The following is a 17,396-nucleotide window of genomic DNA, read 5'->3' on the forward strand; positions in this document are numbered from 1 at the left end:
TATGAAATGGTAATCAAATTTAAATATAATTTAATTTCTTTAATAAAATTTTTTAAATATATTTTATCTCTTGCTTTAAAATATCTTAATTTTATTTTTTATATAAAATTAAAATTATTTCAAAATGAATATTTTACAATAATTACAAACTATTAGTTGAAGTTTGATAGTTTTTTATCATGAGAAGAAGAAATAAAACATAATAAATATTAATAAAGTCTAAATAATTATTTAAAATTTTTTATCTATGATTTTGGATTTTATTAACGGCAATTGAAAAAAAGTTTTAAATTTAAAATTAATACAAGTGGAATTGGAGTGATTTTGCTAATACAATAAAATAATTTATTAAATTAAAAAAAATAAATAACCAAAAAAAATAAATACGTATTTTCTCAATATTAAGGCAAAATCAAATGCAAAGTAAATTTTGTAAATTTTTTAAGCAAAATATTTAAAGTTAGAGAGGAGAAAATTCAAACCGATGAACAATTCAACACCAGTTAACTCTTCTCTCTGTCAAAATTCACGAACTTAAAATTTCCAGAAGGTGATTTATGCGCCTTTTGAGGAGTGTTATCTGACTCGTACCCGTCGAAGTTAAAAATTTTTTATTGACGATTAATGCTCACCACACTCTTAACTTTTATTTTTCTCTTCACGTAAATAAACACCGGTCAAACTGTATTTATTTTTTACATTTTCTTTAAATCCTTGTACACTTTCTTTTAATAAATAATTTGTTGTTCCACTGTATAATGTTATGACAGGAACTTCTTCAATAATTATTCTTCCTAATTGCTCTTGCAATTCTTTTCTTTTACTCGGATTGAGTTCAACTTCTGAAAGGGCAAAATATTTATCATACTCAGAGTTTTTAAACTTAGGATCGTTTGAAACATTGGTTGATTGCAAATTTGTAAAAAAGTCATACGCATCGTTGATTGTTGCAACATTGCCCATCCTCATTATTTCAAATTGACCTACACTGCGTTTGTCGAGCATAGTTTTCCACTCTTCATTGACTGTTTCAACTTCAACCCCCAACTCCTTTTTCCACATGGATGCAACGGTAGAAGCAATCTTCTTATGACTTTCACTCGTATTGTATAAAATTTGCAGCTTAAGTGGTTTTTCTTTGGAATAACCTGCAGCAGCATAGAGTTTTTTGGCTTCCTCGAGCTGTTGTTTTCGTGACCAGTCTGCCCAATCTGGTTTATTCTGGGTATAGTTTTTCATTCCATAGGGAATATAATCATACAAAGGCTTTTGCCCCATTCCAAGAACAGTGTCAGTTATGATTTTTCTATCAGCGACCATACTCAATGCTTTTCTTAAATTTTTATCTTTAAACTTTGGATTTTCTAAATTAAAAATATAAAAATAGGTTGAGAGATAAGGTTTCGTTCTAAGTTCGCGGGCATTTTTAACTTTTATGCTTTTATAAAGATCCACAGGAACCTGTAATGTTTTATGCAATTGACCGCTTAAAAACATCCGGTACTCTGCATTAAGATCTTCTGTGGGAAAATAATTTACTTTTTCTAAATAAATATTTTCTTTATTCCAATACTTATTATTTTTAGTGAGCGTTATTTTGTCACCATTTTTCCGATAATTTAAAACAAACGGACCATTGCTGACAAGGTTACCCACATGGGTAAAAGAACCTTCTCCATATTTTTCAATACTCTTTTTTTGCACTGGAAAAGTATTAGGCATAGCAAGAACTTCTAAGAAATAAGCGATCGGATACTTAAGCGTAATTTCGAGGATATGATCGTCGATTGCTTTGACACCCAGACTTTCAAGAGGCTTTTTCCCTTGGGTAATGTCCTTGCCATTGACCACACCTTCAAACAAGTAAGAATGTTCAGCCGCCACTTTTGGATCAACAAGTCTACGCAGTGAATATACAAAATCGTGGGCTGTGATCATTGTGCCGTCAGACCATTTGATATCTTTTCTTAAAGTAAAGGTGTATTTTTTGCCGTCTGCAGAGATCTTCCAGCTTTCCGCTTGTGCAGGTTTTATAATGTCGTTTTCATCGGATTGAACCAGTCCTTCGAATAATTTGCCAAGAACATCACTGCACCCTGTTTCTGTGCATTTTTGTAAATCGAGAGTCTGCACTTCACTGCCCAAACCTATATTCATTTCTTGCACTTTTGCCGCAAGGGGATCATTTGGCAACGCAGCTAAAGCAAAAGGTGTGACAAAAAACGATAAAGAAACAAGATAAATAGATTTTGTCATAATATTCTCCTCTTAATTAAGATTTTTTTTGTTCCCTTAAGTAGACCCCAACCAAACTAAACTGATTCATACTGTTCTTTTTTAAGCCGACAAGCTCGTCACGGATTAAATAATTATTTGCATAATAATAGATAGGAGAAATAGGGGCTTCTTCAACAATTATTTTCCCTGCCTTGTTAAGCAATGCTTTTCTTTTTTCAGGGTTCACTTCATTTTCTGCCTGCTCAATATATTTATCAAATTCTGCATTTATATATTTCGTTACATTCACTTCTTTATGAGAAATTAAATTTTCAAAGAAATTATATGGGTCATTTATATCCGCCACTCCACCTAAACGCATAACCTCAAATTGACCCGTTGAACGCTTATCGAGCATGGTTTTCCACTCTTCATTGAGCGTTTCAACCTCAGCTCCCAAAGTTTTTTTCCACATAGAAGCAATGGCTGTGGCTATTTTTTTGTGACCTTCGTCGGTATTGAAAAGGATTTGAATTTTGAGAGGGTTTTCCTTAGAATAACCTGCATCTGCATAGAGTTTTCTTGCCTCTGAAAGCTGTTTGTCCCGTGGCCACTCCTGCCAATAGGCTTTGCTATGGCTATAACTTTTCATATTATTTGGAATGAGATCGTAAGCAGATATTTGTCCGGTATTTAAAAGCGACTTAGTTATCACATCTCTGTCGATGGCAATATTAAGAGCTTGCCGCAGAGATTTATTTTTTAATTTTGGATTTCTAAAGTTATATATGTAATAATAAGTTGCTAGCTCTTCAAAAGTTTTTAGTTGATTGGGGTATTTTTCCCGAATTGCTTTTATTTGTTCCGTAGGAATGCTATTTGTCATATGAATTTGATTGGCTTCAAACATTTTGTATTCAGCAACGGCTTCACCAACTATTAAGTAATTCACCTTGGATAAATAAACTTTGTCTTTATTCCAATAGTATTTGTTGGGGGTAAAAACTATTCTATCTCTTGACTTACGTAACGACAAAATAAAAGGGCCATTGCCGACAAAGTTTTCTGTTAAGGTAAAAGCACTTGCTCCATACTTTTCGTAATTTTTCTTCTGCAGAGGCACTACGGCAGATACAGCGAGGGATTCTAAAAAATAACCCGTTGGTCTTTTTAAAGTGATTTCAAGGGTCAAGTTATCAAGCGCTTTGACTCCGAGAGTGTGCAATGCCATTTTACCTTGATTGATTTCAGTGCCGTTTAAGACATTTTCAAGGTTAGAAGCATTTTCTGAAGCCACTTTGGGATCGACAAGACGTCTAAAACCATAGACAAAATCATGCGCAGTCAATTCACTCCCATCTGACCATTTTAGGTTTTTGCGCAATGTGAAAGTATATTTTTTTCCATCGGGGGTGATAGACCATTTTTCAGCCGCAGCAGGAACGATCTCTCCATTTCCATCAGTTCTGAGCAAGCCTTCATACAAACTGCGGACGAGTTCTGTGCAGGCTGTTTCATGGCAAAGTTGGGGATCGAGCGTAGTCGGCTCTTCTGAGTTCACAAGATTGACCTCCTGCACTTTTGCGGCAAGGGGATCACTTGGTACTGCTGCAAATGCAGCCTGTGACAAAGTAACAGAAATGGCTAAATATTTTAAAATCCCTTTCATAACTTTCTCCTCTACTCAAAATGGGGATTAATTTAAATCACTCTTTTTATCCTTTAAATAAACACCAACAAAAGAATATTTTTCTAAGATATTCTTTTTAAAGCCAATCACTTCTTTTCGCTTTAAATATTTACGGGTTTGGCTCATAATAGGAGAAAATGGCAGCTCGTCCATTAAAACTTTCCCTGCTTTTTCTAATAGAGATTTTCTTAAAACAGGATTCACTTCGTTTTCAGCTTGCTCAATATATTTGTCATAATCTGCATTTTTAAATTTTGGCGTATTGCGTACGCTGGTGGATTGAAAATTTGTTAAGAAATCATAGGGGTCATTCATAGTTGCAAGTCCCCCTAAACGTAAAACTTCAAATTGTCCGGTAGATCGTTTGTCAAGTAAGGTTTTCCATTCTTCATTGGCAATTTCTACCTCAACCCCCAAGTTCTTTTTCCACATCGAAGCTATAGCGATGGCTATTTTTTTATGATTCTCATCGGTGTTATAAAGAATTTGTAATTTTAATGGTTTTTCTTTGCTATAGCCTGCATCTGCGTATAATTTTTTGGCTTCAATCAATTGTTTATCTTTTGACCAAGAAGTCCATTCCGGTTTTCTCTGCGTATAATTTTTCATTCCATAAGGAACAATTTCGTAGGAAGGAATATCTCCAGTGCCTAAAATTGAGTCGGTGATTGCTTTACGATCGATAGTCATATCGAGTGCTTTTCTCAGACTTTTATTTTGCAGCTTAGGATTATTTAAATTATAAATATAATAATACATAGAGAGTATAGGTGTACTCTGCAGTTCTTCCGCATATTTTATTTTAATTGCTTTGTATTGGTCCGCTGGAATCACTCCCGTTATATGCAATTGACCCGCTTCAAACATGCGGTATTCTGAAACCAAATCTTTTAATATAAGATAATTCACCTTATTTAAATAAACAGCATTTTTCTCCCAATAGTTTGGGTTTGGTTCTAAAACGATTTTATCGCCAATTTTTCTTTCTTTCAGAACAAAAGGCCCATTGCTCACAAGATTGCCTGCGTGAGTGAATTCCCTAGGACCATATTTCTCTATATTCTTTTTCTGCACGGGACTTGTGCTGATCATCGCCATAACTTCTAAAAAATATGCGGTAGGGCGAATAAGAGTTATTTCAAGAGTGTTTTCATTGAGTGCTTTGACTCCAAGTGATTCTGGTTGCGCTTTACCTGAATTTATGTCTTTACCATTCACTATATTTTCTAATAAATAACCATTTTCCGACGCTGTTTTGGGATCGACTAATCTTTGCATACTATAGACGAAATCTTGCGCCGTTATTTTCGTCCCATCGGACCATTGTAAATTTTTCCTTAACGTAAAGGTGTATTTTTTTCCATCAGGGGACATTGTCCATTTTTCTGCTTGTGCAGGAACAATAACTCCCTTTTGATCAACATTGACTAAACCTTCAAATATTTGCTCAAGAATACTGGAACAAGCTACTTCATGGCAATTGTGCGGATCAAAAGTCGTGGGTTCTTGATTATTCGCAATATTGATTTCTTGCACTTTTGCAGCCATTGGATCCTTAGGCACAGCTGCATATGCAGAATGAGTTAAAATCAATGCAAGCGAAAAGGTTTTTATTATATATTTCATGTTTATTCCTCTATTTAAATTTCAATTGATAGCTTTTCTTTGTTCTCTTTTATAAGTATTTTTTAAATAATAACGCGTCATTATATTTTTTTCTAAATTCACTACAGAATTTTTTAACAAATAACTATTTGTCATACTGTAAATTGTGATAATAGGTGATTCATCGACAATTATTTTACCTGCTTGTTCGAGTAATTTTTTCCTCTTAACAGGATTTATTTCACTCATGGAATCGTTTATCAGTTTGTCATATTCTTTGTTACTATAACGCGCATCGTTTTGTAATTCTTTTGTGCGGAATTGAATTAAATAATTAATTGGATCATTTATATCAGCAATATAACTATATCGAATGAGTTCAAAATCACCATTGATTCTTTTTTCAAGTAAGGATTTCCACTCTTCATTTTGGATGGTAGCCTGCACACCCAATTCTTTATTCCACATAGAAGCTACAGCAGTGGCAATTTTTTTATTCCCTTCACTCGTATTGTAAGCGAGATTTATTTTTAATGGATTTTCTTTGCTATAACCTGCCTCTGCATAAAGTTTACGTGCTTCAGCTAACTGTTTTTCTCTTGGATAATCCTGCCAATAAGCCTTTGCCTGATTATAATCCTTAATCCCATAGGGTACAAAATCGTAAAGGGAAAGTTGACTTCCTTCCAAAATATTCTGGGTGATAACATCTCTATCCAAAGCAATACTTAACGCTGTGCGTATATTTTTATTTTTGAATTTCTCATTGTTGAGATTAAAAACATAATAATAATTTGCTAAAATCGGTGTGCTTTTAAATTCATTTGTATGCTTGCTTTTTAATTTTTTAAATTGTCCAGCTGGAATTCCTGCAGTGATATCGAGCTGACCCGTTTCAAACATTTTGTATTCTGTATTGCTATCCACAATAGGGTAGAAATGAACTTTATTTAGATACACAGAATTTTTATCCCAATAGTATGGATTCTTCTCAATTGTTAGTTTATTTCCTATCTTATGCGAAGTTAAAATAAAGGGTCCATTGGAAATCAGTTTGCCAGGTGCTGCAAAAGAGGAACCTTTATTCGCATATTTTTCCACATTTTTTTTCTGTAAAGGAAAAACATTATGCATAATCATGTATTGCAAAAAATAGGAAGTGGGTTGTGCTAATTTTATTTCAAGCGTTGTGTCGTTGAGAGCTCTGACTCCAAGCATTTTTGGATTTTTTTGGCCACTGAGGATCTCTTTTCCATTGACAACACTTTCTAAGATATTGGAAAATTCAGAAGCAATATTAGGATCAATCAAGCGTTTCATTGCATAGACAAAATCTTGCGCAACGAGTTTTGAACCATCTGACCATTTTAAATTGTTACGTAAAGTAAAAGTATAAGTTTTGCCATCATCGGATATGACCCATTTCTCGGCTGCTGCAGGCTCTATCTCACCTACTTTATTTTCCTTAACGAGACCTTCAAACAGCTGAATTAAAATAAGATCACATACCTGCTCGTTGCAGAGTGCAGGATCCAAACTTTTTGGATCATCATAACTGCCAATATGAATTTCTTGAACTTTGGCAGCCAAGGGATCTTTGAGTCCATTTGCATATACAACAGAAGAGAATAAAGAAACAATGAGAGAAATTTTAAAATATTTTTTCATGACAAATCCTTTGTCGAATTAAAATAAAAATCAATCGAAATTTTTAGGTTTTTCTTTCAAATGCACATCAGTTAAATAATAATGATCCAAAATATTTTTCTTAAATCCTGTCACATATGGACGCACTAAATAAAGAGATACAATATTAAATATTGGAATAATTGGTTGTTCTTCAGCCAATATATTTGCACCTTGTTGAAATAATTTTTGTCGCATAGCTAAGTTATTCTCCACAACTGCTTTATTAATAATAGAATCGTATACTTTATTTTTAAAATGCGCATCGTTTGCAGGATCCGAGCTGCGTAACTGAATAAAAAGGTTTGAGACATCGTTGATATCCGCCACAAAACTGATTTGCATAATTTCAAAATCACCAATTTTTCTTTTATCTAATATTCTTTTCCACTCATCATTTTGTAGAATAGTATTGACCCCAAGTTCTTTTTTCCAAATGGAAGAAATTGCTGTTGCAATTTTTTGATGAACGTCGAGTGCGCCAATCAATATATGCACTGACAAAGGTTTTTTTGCTGTGTAGCCAGCTTCCTTATAGAGTTTTTTGGCTTCTATAAGTTGCTGTTCCCGAGTCCAGTCTTGCCAATAAGGCTTTGCCTGCGTGTAATTGCTCATACCATAGGGAACAAAATCGTAAAGAGACTTCTCTCCTCGTCCTAGCACCTTTTGCACAATTGCATCACGATCAATGACTATGCTCAAAGCTTGCCTTAGTTTTTTATTGTTAAAAGGAGGGCGTTGGGTATTGAAGACATAATAGTAGCTGCCAAGAAAAGGTACGGCTTTAAATTCATTTACATATTTCTTTTTAATTTGCTTGAATAAGTCAACAGGAATGCTATCAGTTGCATCGAGTTGACCCATTTCAAACATTCTGTATTCTGTAAGTAAATCGTTTACGGAATGAAAATTCAACTTGCTTAAATAAACAGATTCCACATTCCAATAGTGCTCATTTCTTATAACTGTTACTTTATTTCCTACTTTTCTGTCAGAGAGTTTAAAGGGTCCATTGGAGATGAGAATACCTGCAGCTGTAAATGCTTCTTCAGTATCACCATGCATTTCAACGTTGTTTCTTTGGGTAGGAAAAGTATTGCTTATGGTTAAATTCTTCAAAAAATGAGGAGTAGCTGTGATCAATTTTATCTCGAGATTGCGCTCATCATTAGCTTTTACACCTAAGGAGTCAATGGATTTTTTCCCCTCAATTATGTCTTTTCCATTCTCAACATTTTCAAATAAAGTCGAATATTCCGAAGCCACTTTTGGGTCTACCAAACGCTTCATAGTGAAAACAAAATCTTCTGCAGTGAGCTTTGTTCCATCGGACCATTTTAAGTTTTTCCTCAAGGTAAAATGATATGTTTTCCCATCGGCACTGATCATCCAACTTTCTGCAGCAGCTGGCAACACATGTCCGTCGATGCTATTTCGGACAAGCCCTTCAAACAGTTGTAAAATAATTGCCTCGCAGACCTTTTCATTGCATTTTTGTGGATCAAGGGTTTTTGGATCACTTAAATTGCCGATATTCAGCTCTTGCTCTTTTGCAACCAAAGGATTTTTCGCTGTGTCAGCAAATGCACATTGCGCTAAAATAAAAGATACGAGAAAATATCCACGCAATATCAACAACATAAGTCCTCTGCATTACATATAAAGATTTCTGAGACTCACAAATATCAAATTTTTTAGGTTTTAGCCAGCTAGTCAGCACAAAAGTTAAGGGAATCTAAGAATGACCAAAAATATAACAAAGATGATTTCAACTTGAGTCTCTTATAAGCTTGCGCTATGGGATAACTTGACTTTTTGGGTCTAACTACAAAGGAGAAATTATGACTTTCACATCTTCCGCAGTTTCTTTAGAATGGAACCGCAACAATCTTATCCTCACCCGTGGAGCGAGCCAAATTGTAATCGCTGCAGAAAAAGTGCAAAACTTACGCACACAAGACACAGAAACAGGATTTATTGAGTATTTCCGCACAACTGCTTTAGAAAATCGTGAAGCACGCCGTGTATTCCAGTCTTGGGAACGCAAAGACAAAGAACTTCTCAATAAAATTTACAAGGAAATGATTTCGTAAGTAAATTTGGCATATACATATAAATAAAAAAAAGCATTGAATAAAATCAATGCTTTAAATTTCAATACTTTACAAGGTGAAATTTATGAATCAAACAAGCCCATCCGCTTCACATCCTTATGTTAACATCGCTTATTATAAATTCGTTCAGATCGAAAATCCAAGTGCACTACGTGAAACTCTTTTAAAATTTTGTAATAATTTGCATATTAAAGGAACAATCATTCTTGCGCATGAAGGAATCAATTCTTGTTTAGTAGGTAGCGATAATGCAATTCAAAAATATATCGATTATATGCATGCCGATCCACGCTTTTCAGATGTTGAATTTAAAAAAAGTTATAGCGATCATATTCCATTTCGCCGCATGATTATTAAAGTAAAAAAAGAAATTATACCTATGGGTATGGACTCTATTAAACCAGCACATTTTACTGGTAAATATGTCGATTCCCTCGAGCTTAAAAAATGGCTCGATTCCGGTGAAGAACTTGTCATTTTAGACACACGCAATGATTATGAAGTTGACCTTGGAACTTTTCGTGGAGCGATTGATCCCCGCTTGAAACAATTCCGTGAATTTCCACAATGGATAAAAGACAATTTTTCTCAACATAAAAATAAAAAAGTTGTTACATTCTGTACAGGTGGTATCCGCTGTGAAAAAGCAACAGCATTTATGCGTCAAGAAGGTTTTGAGGAAGTTTATCAATTGCAAGGTGGTATTCTTAAATATTTTGAAGAAACTGCTAATAAAACTCCAAATGAAGACAATTATTATGACGGTGATTGTTTCGTTTTTGACTACAGAGTCGCTGTTGATAAAAAACTTAACGAAACAAAATATGAAATCTGTTACGGCTGCTGGTCGCCCTTGAAACCAGAAGATCTCAGCAGTGATAAATTTAAAAAAGATCTTTATTGCCCACATTGCCATGATAAATATTTTGCCCGCGAAGCTAAACGATCAGAAATAATGCGCAAAAATAATATGCAAGCTTTGCTTGTTCGCCAGGAACGCGCTAAAGAAGTACGCTCTAAATGGGAAAAAGAAAACAACTGTCAGAACAATAATAATCTTTAATTTTGCTCAAGTAATTTTTGAAGAATATTGGGATTATCCCAAAAAATGGCATGGCCAGATTTGGGATAAATCTCTGTGATATCTGCAAAGTGTTTTTTTAAATATTTTATATTTATCCTAGGATCTTTTGCACCAACCAATATTTTTACTTTTTCACGCTGTTTTTCAACACATTCTTTGGGGCTAACTCCTTTCATTTCCATTAAAGATGCAAAACTGATTTCCCGCATATTACCATTCGCACGTAAAAATCCTTCAATCACGGGTTCAATTTTTTGAAAACTATGTGTATGATTGGGTACAATTCCACCTTTTTTTAAACAATCAATTGCCTCGTCATAAGTGTAAAATTTTTTAATTATAAGACGTGCTACTTTGTTAAATAGATATGCTTTGCGCATGTTACCTTGTATATACGAAACAGGTGTGCAACTATCGATATATATTTTTTTAATACCAGAATAACGCTCAAGCAATTCTATTGCTATGGATCCTCCCATTGACCAACCGTAGACAGTCACCCCCTGTGCACCTAATATAGATAAAAACTCTATAATACAATCGCTGTAACCTTGCACAGTATACGCATAATCTAAATCATGCGTTGCATTTTCACTGCCCCCATGTCCCAATAAGTCAATCGCAATAATTCTAAAATCATTATTTAAAAGCTCTATTTGCTTATAAAATACTTCTTTACAGACAGAAAGACCATGAATAAACAGTAAGATATCTTTATTTAATTTATTATCATAGTAACAAATTTTCCCGTAGCGTGAATAAAAATTAAATACATTTTTAATTTCCATAAACCACCTAGATAAAAATAATTTAAATAAATCTCAATAAAAATTAGGATCTGATTATAAAGTAGCATGAAGCAAAAAATTATTTTTCCTACTCAGTTATTTTTTCTAGTAGGAAAATATAAAACTTGACATATCTATTAGTATTAAATATAGAGAACTTCTACCTACATTGTTTTCACAATGGAACTTACTAGATCTTTAGGACTTTTTTAAATGCTTTCATTCATACTCTTAACAAATCTCCGTATTAAGCGAAATTAAATCGTTTATATATATTTAAGTCAGTGTTTTATCATAGGATTTATTTGCACAATATTTATTGGCTTCATTTTTTGTAATAAAATTTATTTCCTTCTTAAACTTTAATGACTTATATTACCATATACATTTTTTTTATTATGAATTTAAGTAATATTTCTTAATAGAAAGAGCTTTCAAATGATTTTAGAACGTTTTAAAATTGAAAAATATTTTATAGTATTTTTAGTGCTTTTTGAATTCACGGTTTATCTTTCCAATGATATGATTATGCCAGGAATGCTGCAAGTGACTCAAGAATTCAATGAGTTATCTGCAAATATTCCTCTTGCTCTCACTGCATTTTTACTTGGAGGGGCAAGTATTCAACTTATTTTAGGACCTCTCTCTGATAGCTTTGGTCGACGAAACCTGATGGTCTTTGGCGCAGGCTTTTTCCTTTTTAGTTCCATATGTCTATATTTCTCTAGCAGTTTTTCAGAATTTATTTTCTTTCGTTTTTTGCAAGGGATGGGCACATGTTTTATCGGTGTGCTCGGTTACGTAACAGTACAGGAATTATTTTCTGAAAAAGAAGCGGTTGTAACCATTTCTCTTATGGCAAATGTGGCTCTCATTGCTCCTTTATTAGGACCTTTACTGGGTGGCGCATATCTGGAATTTTTTGCTTGGCGGGGAATTTTTTTAATCACTTCTGTTCTGTCTTTAATAAGCTTTATTGGACTGTATTTCTTTATGCCAGAAACTGCGCACTTTCAATTCATAAAAATTAAGAAATTTACTAAAAAAGCTGACCTAAGCATGCTACCTAATTTAAATATTTTGAATATTTTTAAAACGATGAAAAATATCTTAAAAAATAAAACTTTTCTTTCTGGCTGCTGTTTAGCTGGTTTAAACGGTGTTCCTATTTTATCGTGGATAGCACTCTCCCCAAATATATTAATGGAAAAATTGGAACTTTCATCTGCTCTCTATGGCTTTTGTCAAGTGCCTGTATTTGGAGGCATCATTTTAGGTACACTTTGTGTTTCCAAATTATTAAATAGATTTTCTCTACAGGAAATGGTACAAAAAGGGTCAATTTTTATATTTATTTCTATTCTTATAATGGGAATATCAAGCATAATCTTTAAAGACAATCTCTTCATATTAATTCTGCCAATGAGCTTATATGGTATTGGATTAGGTGCATACAATTCTTCACTATATCGCTTAATACTATATTCAACCAATCAAGCTAAAGGTACTGTTGCATCTTTATTTAGTATCGTAACAGCTCTCTTTTTTGCAGCTGGGACAAAAATTGTTTCCCTAATTGATACAACGCATCAAATTGTTGGCTTTGCATTATTTTGTTCTGTTTGCACTATACTCGCTTTACCTTTTTTGTTTCTTTTTTTAAAAAAATCGGAAAGGAAAGACTATGAAACGGTTTCTAAATAAAAATATTCTTATTACGGGTTCAGCAAACGGAATTGGCAAAGCAACAGCATTGCGAATTGCAACCGAAGGAGGAAACCTAGCTTTAATCGATAATAATTCTGAAAAACTTAAAGAATTATGCAATGAACTTAGCTTTTTTCCGATTAAATTTGTTTCTGCGGTCTGTGATATTTCTGATTATAATTTAGTAAAAATTTGCATTGATAAATTAGCAGAAGAACTTGGTGGATTAAATGGATTGAGTCACAATGCAGGAATATTACGTGTTTATAAAACTCTTGAAATGAATTTAAATCAATGGAATGAATTGATCTCAATTAACTTAACAGGCACTTTTAACGTTAATAAACACGCATTGCCTTGGCTTTTAAAAAACAAGACAAGTTATTTAGTAAACACGTCTTCATCTGCAAGTGAACAGCCACATCCTTGGCTTGCTGCTTATGCAGCAACAAAAGGAGCAATAAAATCGTTCACTCGTTCTTTATTTATTGAATATTTTCAACATGGTTTGCATGCAAATTGCGTTCTTCCCGGAGGCATCACCACCGACCTTGCAAATTCTTTTTCCTTTCCTGAAGGAGTGAATAAGGAATTAATTAAGACTTTAGACCCACTTGGACAAAAAATCTATGCAGAACCAGCAAAAGCAGCCAGCGTCATTGCGATGCTTTTATCCGAAGATGCAGAACATATAAATGGGACTGAAATTGCAATTGATGGTGGAAAAGTTTAAAGATATTTCCGAATTTCATAAGGCTTTTCCCAAAAGACAGCATGCCCTGCATCGGGATAAAATACAGTAATATCTTTAAAATGATCCTTGATATAATTCAAATTTATTCCTGGATCTTTTTCTCCAATTAAAAGTGTTACTTTATCTCTGTGTCTCTCAACACACTCTTTTGGGCTTATGCCAGAAAATTTTAATAAAGAATTAAACCAAATCTCTTTCATTTCTCCATTGCTACGTAAAACAGCTTTAACTATTTTATCAACCCTTTCGTTTGAGTGATTTTCATTGGCGATTATTCCACCTTTTTTAGCATATTCTATAGACTCAATTTCACTGAGATCCCTTTGCGCGATTAAATGAGTAGTTTCATGGTATTTGTATGCGCTCTCAAAATTCTTAGTTATGTAGGAAACTGGAGGGTAACCGTCAATGATTATTTTTTTCGTCTCAGGAAATCGCTCAAGTATATCAATTGCAATAGCTCCCCCCAAAGACCAGCCATATATCGTAATATTTTGCACTTTTAAATAACATAACAATTCGATAATAGAATCTGCAAAGCCTGAACTAGAATATGCCGCTTCAGCATATAAAGCATTTTCACTAGCACCATGTCCAAGAAGATCGACTGCTATTATGCGATAATCATTTTTTAACAATTCAACCTGTTGATAGAAAACTTCTTTACAGACAGAGAGGCCATGAATAAAAAGAAGAATTTTTTTATTTATTTTATTGTCGAAATAATGAATTTTTCCATTTTTGCCTTGAAAAAAAGAACAAAAAGTTTCCATTTTTTTAATCCCCAAAAAAAAAGGGAGCCTTTTAAGCCCCATTCCCATTTAAACGCAGCATGACATCATGCACACTGGCTACAACCCGTTTCCAAGGTTCATCCGCTAAGGTTGGAAAACTGTCACCACAGCAGTAGAGACCTTTGATTCCCATTTTTGTTTCTTTAACTTCAATATTTGCAGGAATATTATTCGGAATTGATTGAGCAACAGGCACTAAGACAATTCGTTCCGATATTTTATTTTGTGGTATACGTGCACCTTTTTTTATCTCTTCTGAAACTTCCGCTTTCAGCACACGCGCTGCTGCTCTGCGCAGTCGCGCAACCGCTTCACGAACAGCAGGAGCTTGCAGAGAATCTTCATAATCAAGCTGAGTCGAAAAAAGGAGACGTCCATCACACGTTAAAAACCCTTGCACACGTTCTACGGGAAAAAGCAGTCTATCGCAAGCACCGACATTCTCAGGCCAATTTTCGGACCGCACAGAGAGAAAGTCAGATATCTCTGAGACCACCAAAGAAAGCGGACGCACCTTTGATACAAAACGAGACTGTTCTGGAGAAAATTCTTCTTTTGCAATAATTCCTAAACACTGAACGAGCGGGATAGCAAAAATAAGTTTGTCTGCTTGAATTGTTTTGTGAATTGGATTGACTTCATCTGCTAAAATTATATTAAAATTTGTTTCTTTATTGTGATGAACTCGTAGAACTTCACAGAGTGTCCGCACTTCAATTCCGCGTGCACGGAGAATTTTTTCAATAAATAATTCAAGCCCCATTTTTCGCTTAAAAGATTTTGGTAAAGGATCCTTATAATTATTAAAAAATATCCATAAAGTTTTACAAACTTGAATAAATGATGATTTTTCCCACTCTGGTCCAACGATAGATGAAAAAATTGAACCCAACGTTTCTTTACTGCTTTTCGTAAGTTCATTCCATTGAGAGGATTTTTCAAAGGGTGTGTTATTTCTGTCTATATTATCTTCGTGGGTATCCTGATTTGGAGAATAAAAATCAAATGCAAACGAACGGAGTAATTCCGCTTCTCTTTTTGTTAATATTTCCGAAGAACCAGTGAGCAATTGTGCGTCACTTACAAAATCTTTTTTAACAAAAAAACAGCGATTTCTTCTATCTATTTCGCTATCTTCCAATCGATTCATAAATTCTTCACATTGGTTTTTCTCATCTTCTGTTAAATGCGACAAAATATGTCTCAACATCGCATTTAAAGATTCTACATTCATAATTTCAAATCCAGGACCACTTAAATTCTGGCACTGGCTCGAATGCAATAAAATTTCCTGATTTATTTCTTCGCATGATTTTCCCGAAAAATTTAGGGGAGAAGAAAAAAAATTACGACCACCAAGCTGAGGCTGTTGCTCAATTAATACGATTTTTCCGTGCTCTTTATGACTCTCTCTAGAAAGACGAAGTGCAAGCAATATTCCTGTAAGACCGCCACCAACAATCGCAATATCGTATTGAGAGTTGTTACTTTCTAGTTTGCTTGACATATTTGTTACCTTTGCAATTATTCTTCTTCTTTTATTTTAATAATTTCTTGAAGCCGTTCTTCCGCTATATTTTCTTGATTTATATTATGCAATTGCTCTTCATCTCTTTTTTGTTCTCGAGCTTTGAGGTCTGCTATCATACTTGCATCGGTTGAATCACCTTCTCCTTCACGGAAACTCAATCCTTTTAAAATACCAAGGTAACTGCGGTAACGTTCATATGAGATTTTAGCTTCTTCCAATGCATTTTTCACTCCACAGTTGGGTTCATGATCATGCGAGCACTCTCTATATTTGCACTTATAAGGACGGAATTCTGGAAAACAATGGCTTAAAGTAATGGCATCGTATTGACTGATATTAAAAGAACGAATTCCAGGGGTGTCAATTGCATATGCACCGATATCGAGCTGCAATAAGCTGTTATAAGTTGTCGTATGCCGTCCTTTATAAAATATTTCGGGATTGTCATCGACTATTTGTTCGAATTCAGGACGCATGAGATTGAGCACACTGCTTTTGCCAACCCCAGAGTGTCCAGCAAAACCAACAAGCTTCCCTTTAAACAATTTACGTAATTGTTTAACTGCTTCAGGGGTTTTTTTCGGTTTTAATGCACATATTTCAACTACTTCATAGCCAATGTTACGATAAATTTCGACTCTTCTTTTATAGATTTCAAGAAATTCTTTATTTGCCAAACTTGTATTTGTTAAAAGATCTACTTTATTTAGGACTATTACAACTGGAATATTCTCAAGCTCTGCTTGCACCAAAAAACGATCGACCAGACCCCAACGTACTTCTGGATTCAGCACAGAAGCAACGATGACAACGAGATCAATATTGGCAAGCATAACGTGTTCCCATTCAGGATGCATAGGATCTTTGCGAGATATTTTGCTCGTGCGCATAAAGGCATGTTGCACAACACCCCGAGGCAAATCAGAATCAAGTGGTTGCCCATCTTGGTCATATTCAATACCGATATCTGGTTCAAATAATATCCTATCACCAACCACTACAAAATTTCTTTCCTTGTGAGCTCGCTGGAAGTGTCTTTTTGCCACCGAACAGAGCCATAAATTTTCTGTTTCAGGCATTCCTTTTTCATTTTCTTCTGCAATAAAAATATTTCTTTTTTGCACTTCAATCACACGCCCACGGCGCATACCATTTTTTATTAAGCTTTTTATCTGTTCTTTGATTGCAATTTTTGTTTTATCTTGATCAGGATTATCAATAATCCAATCATCTTCATTACGGCCACGTACGGATCTTTTTTCTTTTTTTATTTTTTCAATCTTTTGAAAATGATCACGTCGCTCATCTTGATTGATATAATTTTTACCACGAGCCACGTATCTACTCCCTATTGAAGTTTGTTTATAATATGTTTATACATCATCCCGCTACGCTTGGAAACCAATCTACAAACGGTGTGTGATTC

Annotated in this window: 13 protein-coding genes; 4 read left to right on the forward strand and 9 right to left on the reverse strand. The window is 34.2% G+C overall.

The features are described from left to right. Positions 1 to 639: 639 nt before the first annotated feature. The 5 genes from H7355_RS13570 to H7355_RS13590 are packed head-to-tail and all read right to left on the reverse strand — an operon-like array spanning position 640 to position 8,839. Positions 640 to 2,256 (reverse strand): peptide ABC transporter substrate-binding protein, encoded by a 1,617-nt coding sequence (locus tag H7355_RS13570; RefSeq protein WP_186648601.1) that lies wholly within the window; start codon positions 2,254 to 2,256, stop codon positions 640 to 642. Between the two features lie 16 nt (positions 2,257 to 2,272). After that, positions 2,273 to 3,886 (reverse strand): peptide ABC transporter substrate-binding protein, encoded by a 1,614-nt coding sequence (locus tag H7355_RS13575; RefSeq protein WP_186648603.1) that lies wholly within the window; start codon positions 3,884 to 3,886, stop codon positions 2,273 to 2,275. Positions 3,887 to 3,913: 27 nt separating this feature from the next. Continuing rightward, the gene (locus H7355_RS13580; RefSeq protein ID WP_186648605.1) at positions 3,914 to 5,533 is read right to left on the reverse strand and encodes a peptide ABC transporter substrate-binding protein; all 1,620 of its coding nucleotides are present in this window, start codon (positions 5,531 to 5,533) and stop codon (positions 3,914 to 3,916) included. Between the two features lie 21 nt (positions 5,534 to 5,554). Continuing rightward, positions 5,555 to 7,180 (reverse strand): peptide ABC transporter substrate-binding protein, encoded by a 1,626-nt coding sequence (locus H7355_RS13585; RefSeq protein WP_186648607.1) that lies wholly within the window; start codon positions 7,178 to 7,180, stop codon positions 5,555 to 5,557. A 30-nt stretch (positions 7,181 to 7,210) separates the two neighbouring features. Next, a complete protein-coding gene (locus H7355_RS13590) occupies positions 7,211 to 8,839 on the reverse strand; it encodes a peptide ABC transporter substrate-binding protein (RefSeq protein ID WP_186648609.1) in 1,629 nt (542 codons plus the stop codon). A 200-nt stretch (positions 8,840 to 9,039) separates the two neighbouring features. Here H7355_RS13590 and H7355_RS13595 point away from each other — a divergent pair, with 200 nt between their 5' ends. Next, positions 9,040 to 9,291 (forward strand): hypothetical protein, encoded by a 252-nt coding sequence (locus H7355_RS13595; RefSeq protein ID WP_186648611.1) that lies wholly within the window; start codon positions 9,040 to 9,042, stop codon positions 9,289 to 9,291. 85 nt (positions 9,292 to 9,376) lie between these two features. Continuing rightward, positions 9,377 to 10,375 carry an oxygen-dependent tRNA uridine(34) hydroxylase TrhO gene (gene trhO, locus H7355_RS13600; protein ID WP_186648620.1) on the forward strand — a complete coding sequence of 333 codons (999 nt, stop codon included), beginning with the start codon at positions 9,377 to 9,379 and terminating at the stop codon, positions 10,373 to 10,375. Here trhO and H7355_RS13605 read toward each other — a convergent pair. Next, the gene (locus tag H7355_RS13605; protein WP_186648622.1) at positions 10,372 to 11,184 is read right to left on the reverse strand and encodes an alpha/beta fold hydrolase; all 813 of its coding nucleotides are present in this window, start codon (positions 11,182 to 11,184) and stop codon (positions 10,372 to 10,374) included. The two genes, trhO and H7355_RS13605, sit on opposite strands and share 4 nt — an antisense overlap. A 438-nt stretch (positions 11,185 to 11,622) precedes the next feature. Here H7355_RS13605 and H7355_RS13610 point away from each other — a divergent pair, with 438 nt between their 5' ends. After that, positions 11,623 to 12,888, forward strand: coding sequence for an MFS transporter (locus H7355_RS13610; RefSeq protein WP_186648624.1), 1,266 nt, complete (start codon positions 11,623 to 11,625; stop codon positions 12,886 to 12,888). Next, positions 12,869 to 13,624 carry an SDR family NAD(P)-dependent oxidoreductase gene (locus H7355_RS13615; RefSeq protein ID WP_186648626.1) on the forward strand — a complete coding sequence of 252 codons (756 nt, stop codon included), beginning with the start codon at positions 12,869 to 12,871 and terminating at the stop codon, positions 13,622 to 13,624. The genes H7355_RS13610 and H7355_RS13615 overlap by 20 nt, the downstream gene beginning before the upstream one ends. Here the strand turns inward: H7355_RS13615 and H7355_RS13620 are convergent. From H7355_RS13620 to rsgA, 3 genes are read right to left on the reverse strand one after another with little or no spacing between them, the layout of a single operon-like run. Beyond that, positions 13,621 to 14,418 (reverse strand): alpha/beta fold hydrolase, encoded by a 798-nt coding sequence (locus H7355_RS13620; protein WP_186648628.1) that lies wholly within the window; start codon positions 14,416 to 14,418, stop codon positions 13,621 to 13,623. The genes H7355_RS13615 and H7355_RS13620 overlap by 4 nt on opposite strands. A gap of 31 nt (positions 14,419 to 14,449) precedes the next feature. Next, entirely contained in the window at positions 14,450 to 15,946 is a 1,497-nt protein-coding gene (locus H7355_RS13625) for an NAD(P)-binding protein (protein WP_186648630.1), read from the reverse strand. 17 nt (positions 15,947 to 15,963) lie between these two features. After that, positions 15,964 to 17,307: a ribosome small subunit-dependent GTPase A gene (gene rsgA, locus H7355_RS13630; RefSeq protein ID WP_186648638.1), complete on the reverse strand. Its 1,344-nt coding sequence runs from the start codon at positions 17,305 to 17,307 to the stop codon at positions 15,964 to 15,966. Positions 17,308 to 17,396: the final 89 nt, after the last annotated feature.

Origin of the sequence: Fluviispira vulneris (assembly GCF_014281055.1) — a bacterium.
GTDB lineage: Bacteria > Bdellovibrionota_B > Oligoflexia > Silvanigrellales > Silvanigrellaceae > Silvanigrella > Silvanigrella vulneris.

Coding starts and splice junctions, on each gene's coding strand:
- trhO (WP_186648620.1), top strand. CDS start 9,377: ATGAATCAAACAAGCCCATCCGCTTCACATCCTTATGTTAACATCGCT.
- H7355_RS13585 (WP_186648607.1), bottom strand. CDS start 7,180: ATGAAAAAATATTTTAAAATTTCTCTCATTGTTTCTTTATTCTCTTCT.
- H7355_RS13595 (WP_186648611.1), top strand. CDS start 9,040: ATGACTTTCACATCTTCCGCAGTTTCTTTAGAATGGAACCGCAACAAT.
- H7355_RS13570 (WP_186648601.1), bottom strand. CDS start 2,256: ATGACAAAATCTATTTATCTTGTTTCTTTATCGTTTTTTGTCACACCT.
- H7355_RS13590 (WP_186648609.1), bottom strand. CDS start 8,839: ATGTTGTTGATATTGCGTGGATATTTTCTCGTATCTTTTATTTTAGCG.
- H7355_RS13625 (WP_186648630.1), bottom strand. CDS start 15,946: ATGTCAAGCAAACTAGAAAGTAACAACTCTCAATACGATATTGCGATT.
- H7355_RS13620 (WP_186648628.1), bottom strand. CDS start 14,418: ATGGAAACTTTTTGTTCTTTTTTTCAAGGCAAAAATGGAAAAATTCAT.
- H7355_RS13580 (WP_186648605.1), bottom strand. CDS start 5,533: ATGAAATATATAATAAAAACCTTTTCGCTTGCATTGATTTTAACTCAT.
- H7355_RS13575 (WP_186648603.1), bottom strand. CDS start 3,886: ATGAAAGGGATTTTAAAATATTTAGCCATTTCTGTTACTTTGTCACAG.
- H7355_RS13615 (WP_186648626.1), top strand. CDS start 12,869: ATGAAACGGTTTCTAAATAAAAATATTCTTATTACGGGTTCAGCAAAC.
- H7355_RS13610 (WP_186648624.1), top strand. CDS start 11,623: ATGATTTTAGAACGTTTTAAAATTGAAAAATATTTTATAGTATTTTTA.
- H7355_RS13605 (WP_186648622.1), bottom strand. CDS start 11,184: ATGGAAATTAAAAATGTATTTAATTTTTATTCACGCTACGGGAAAATT.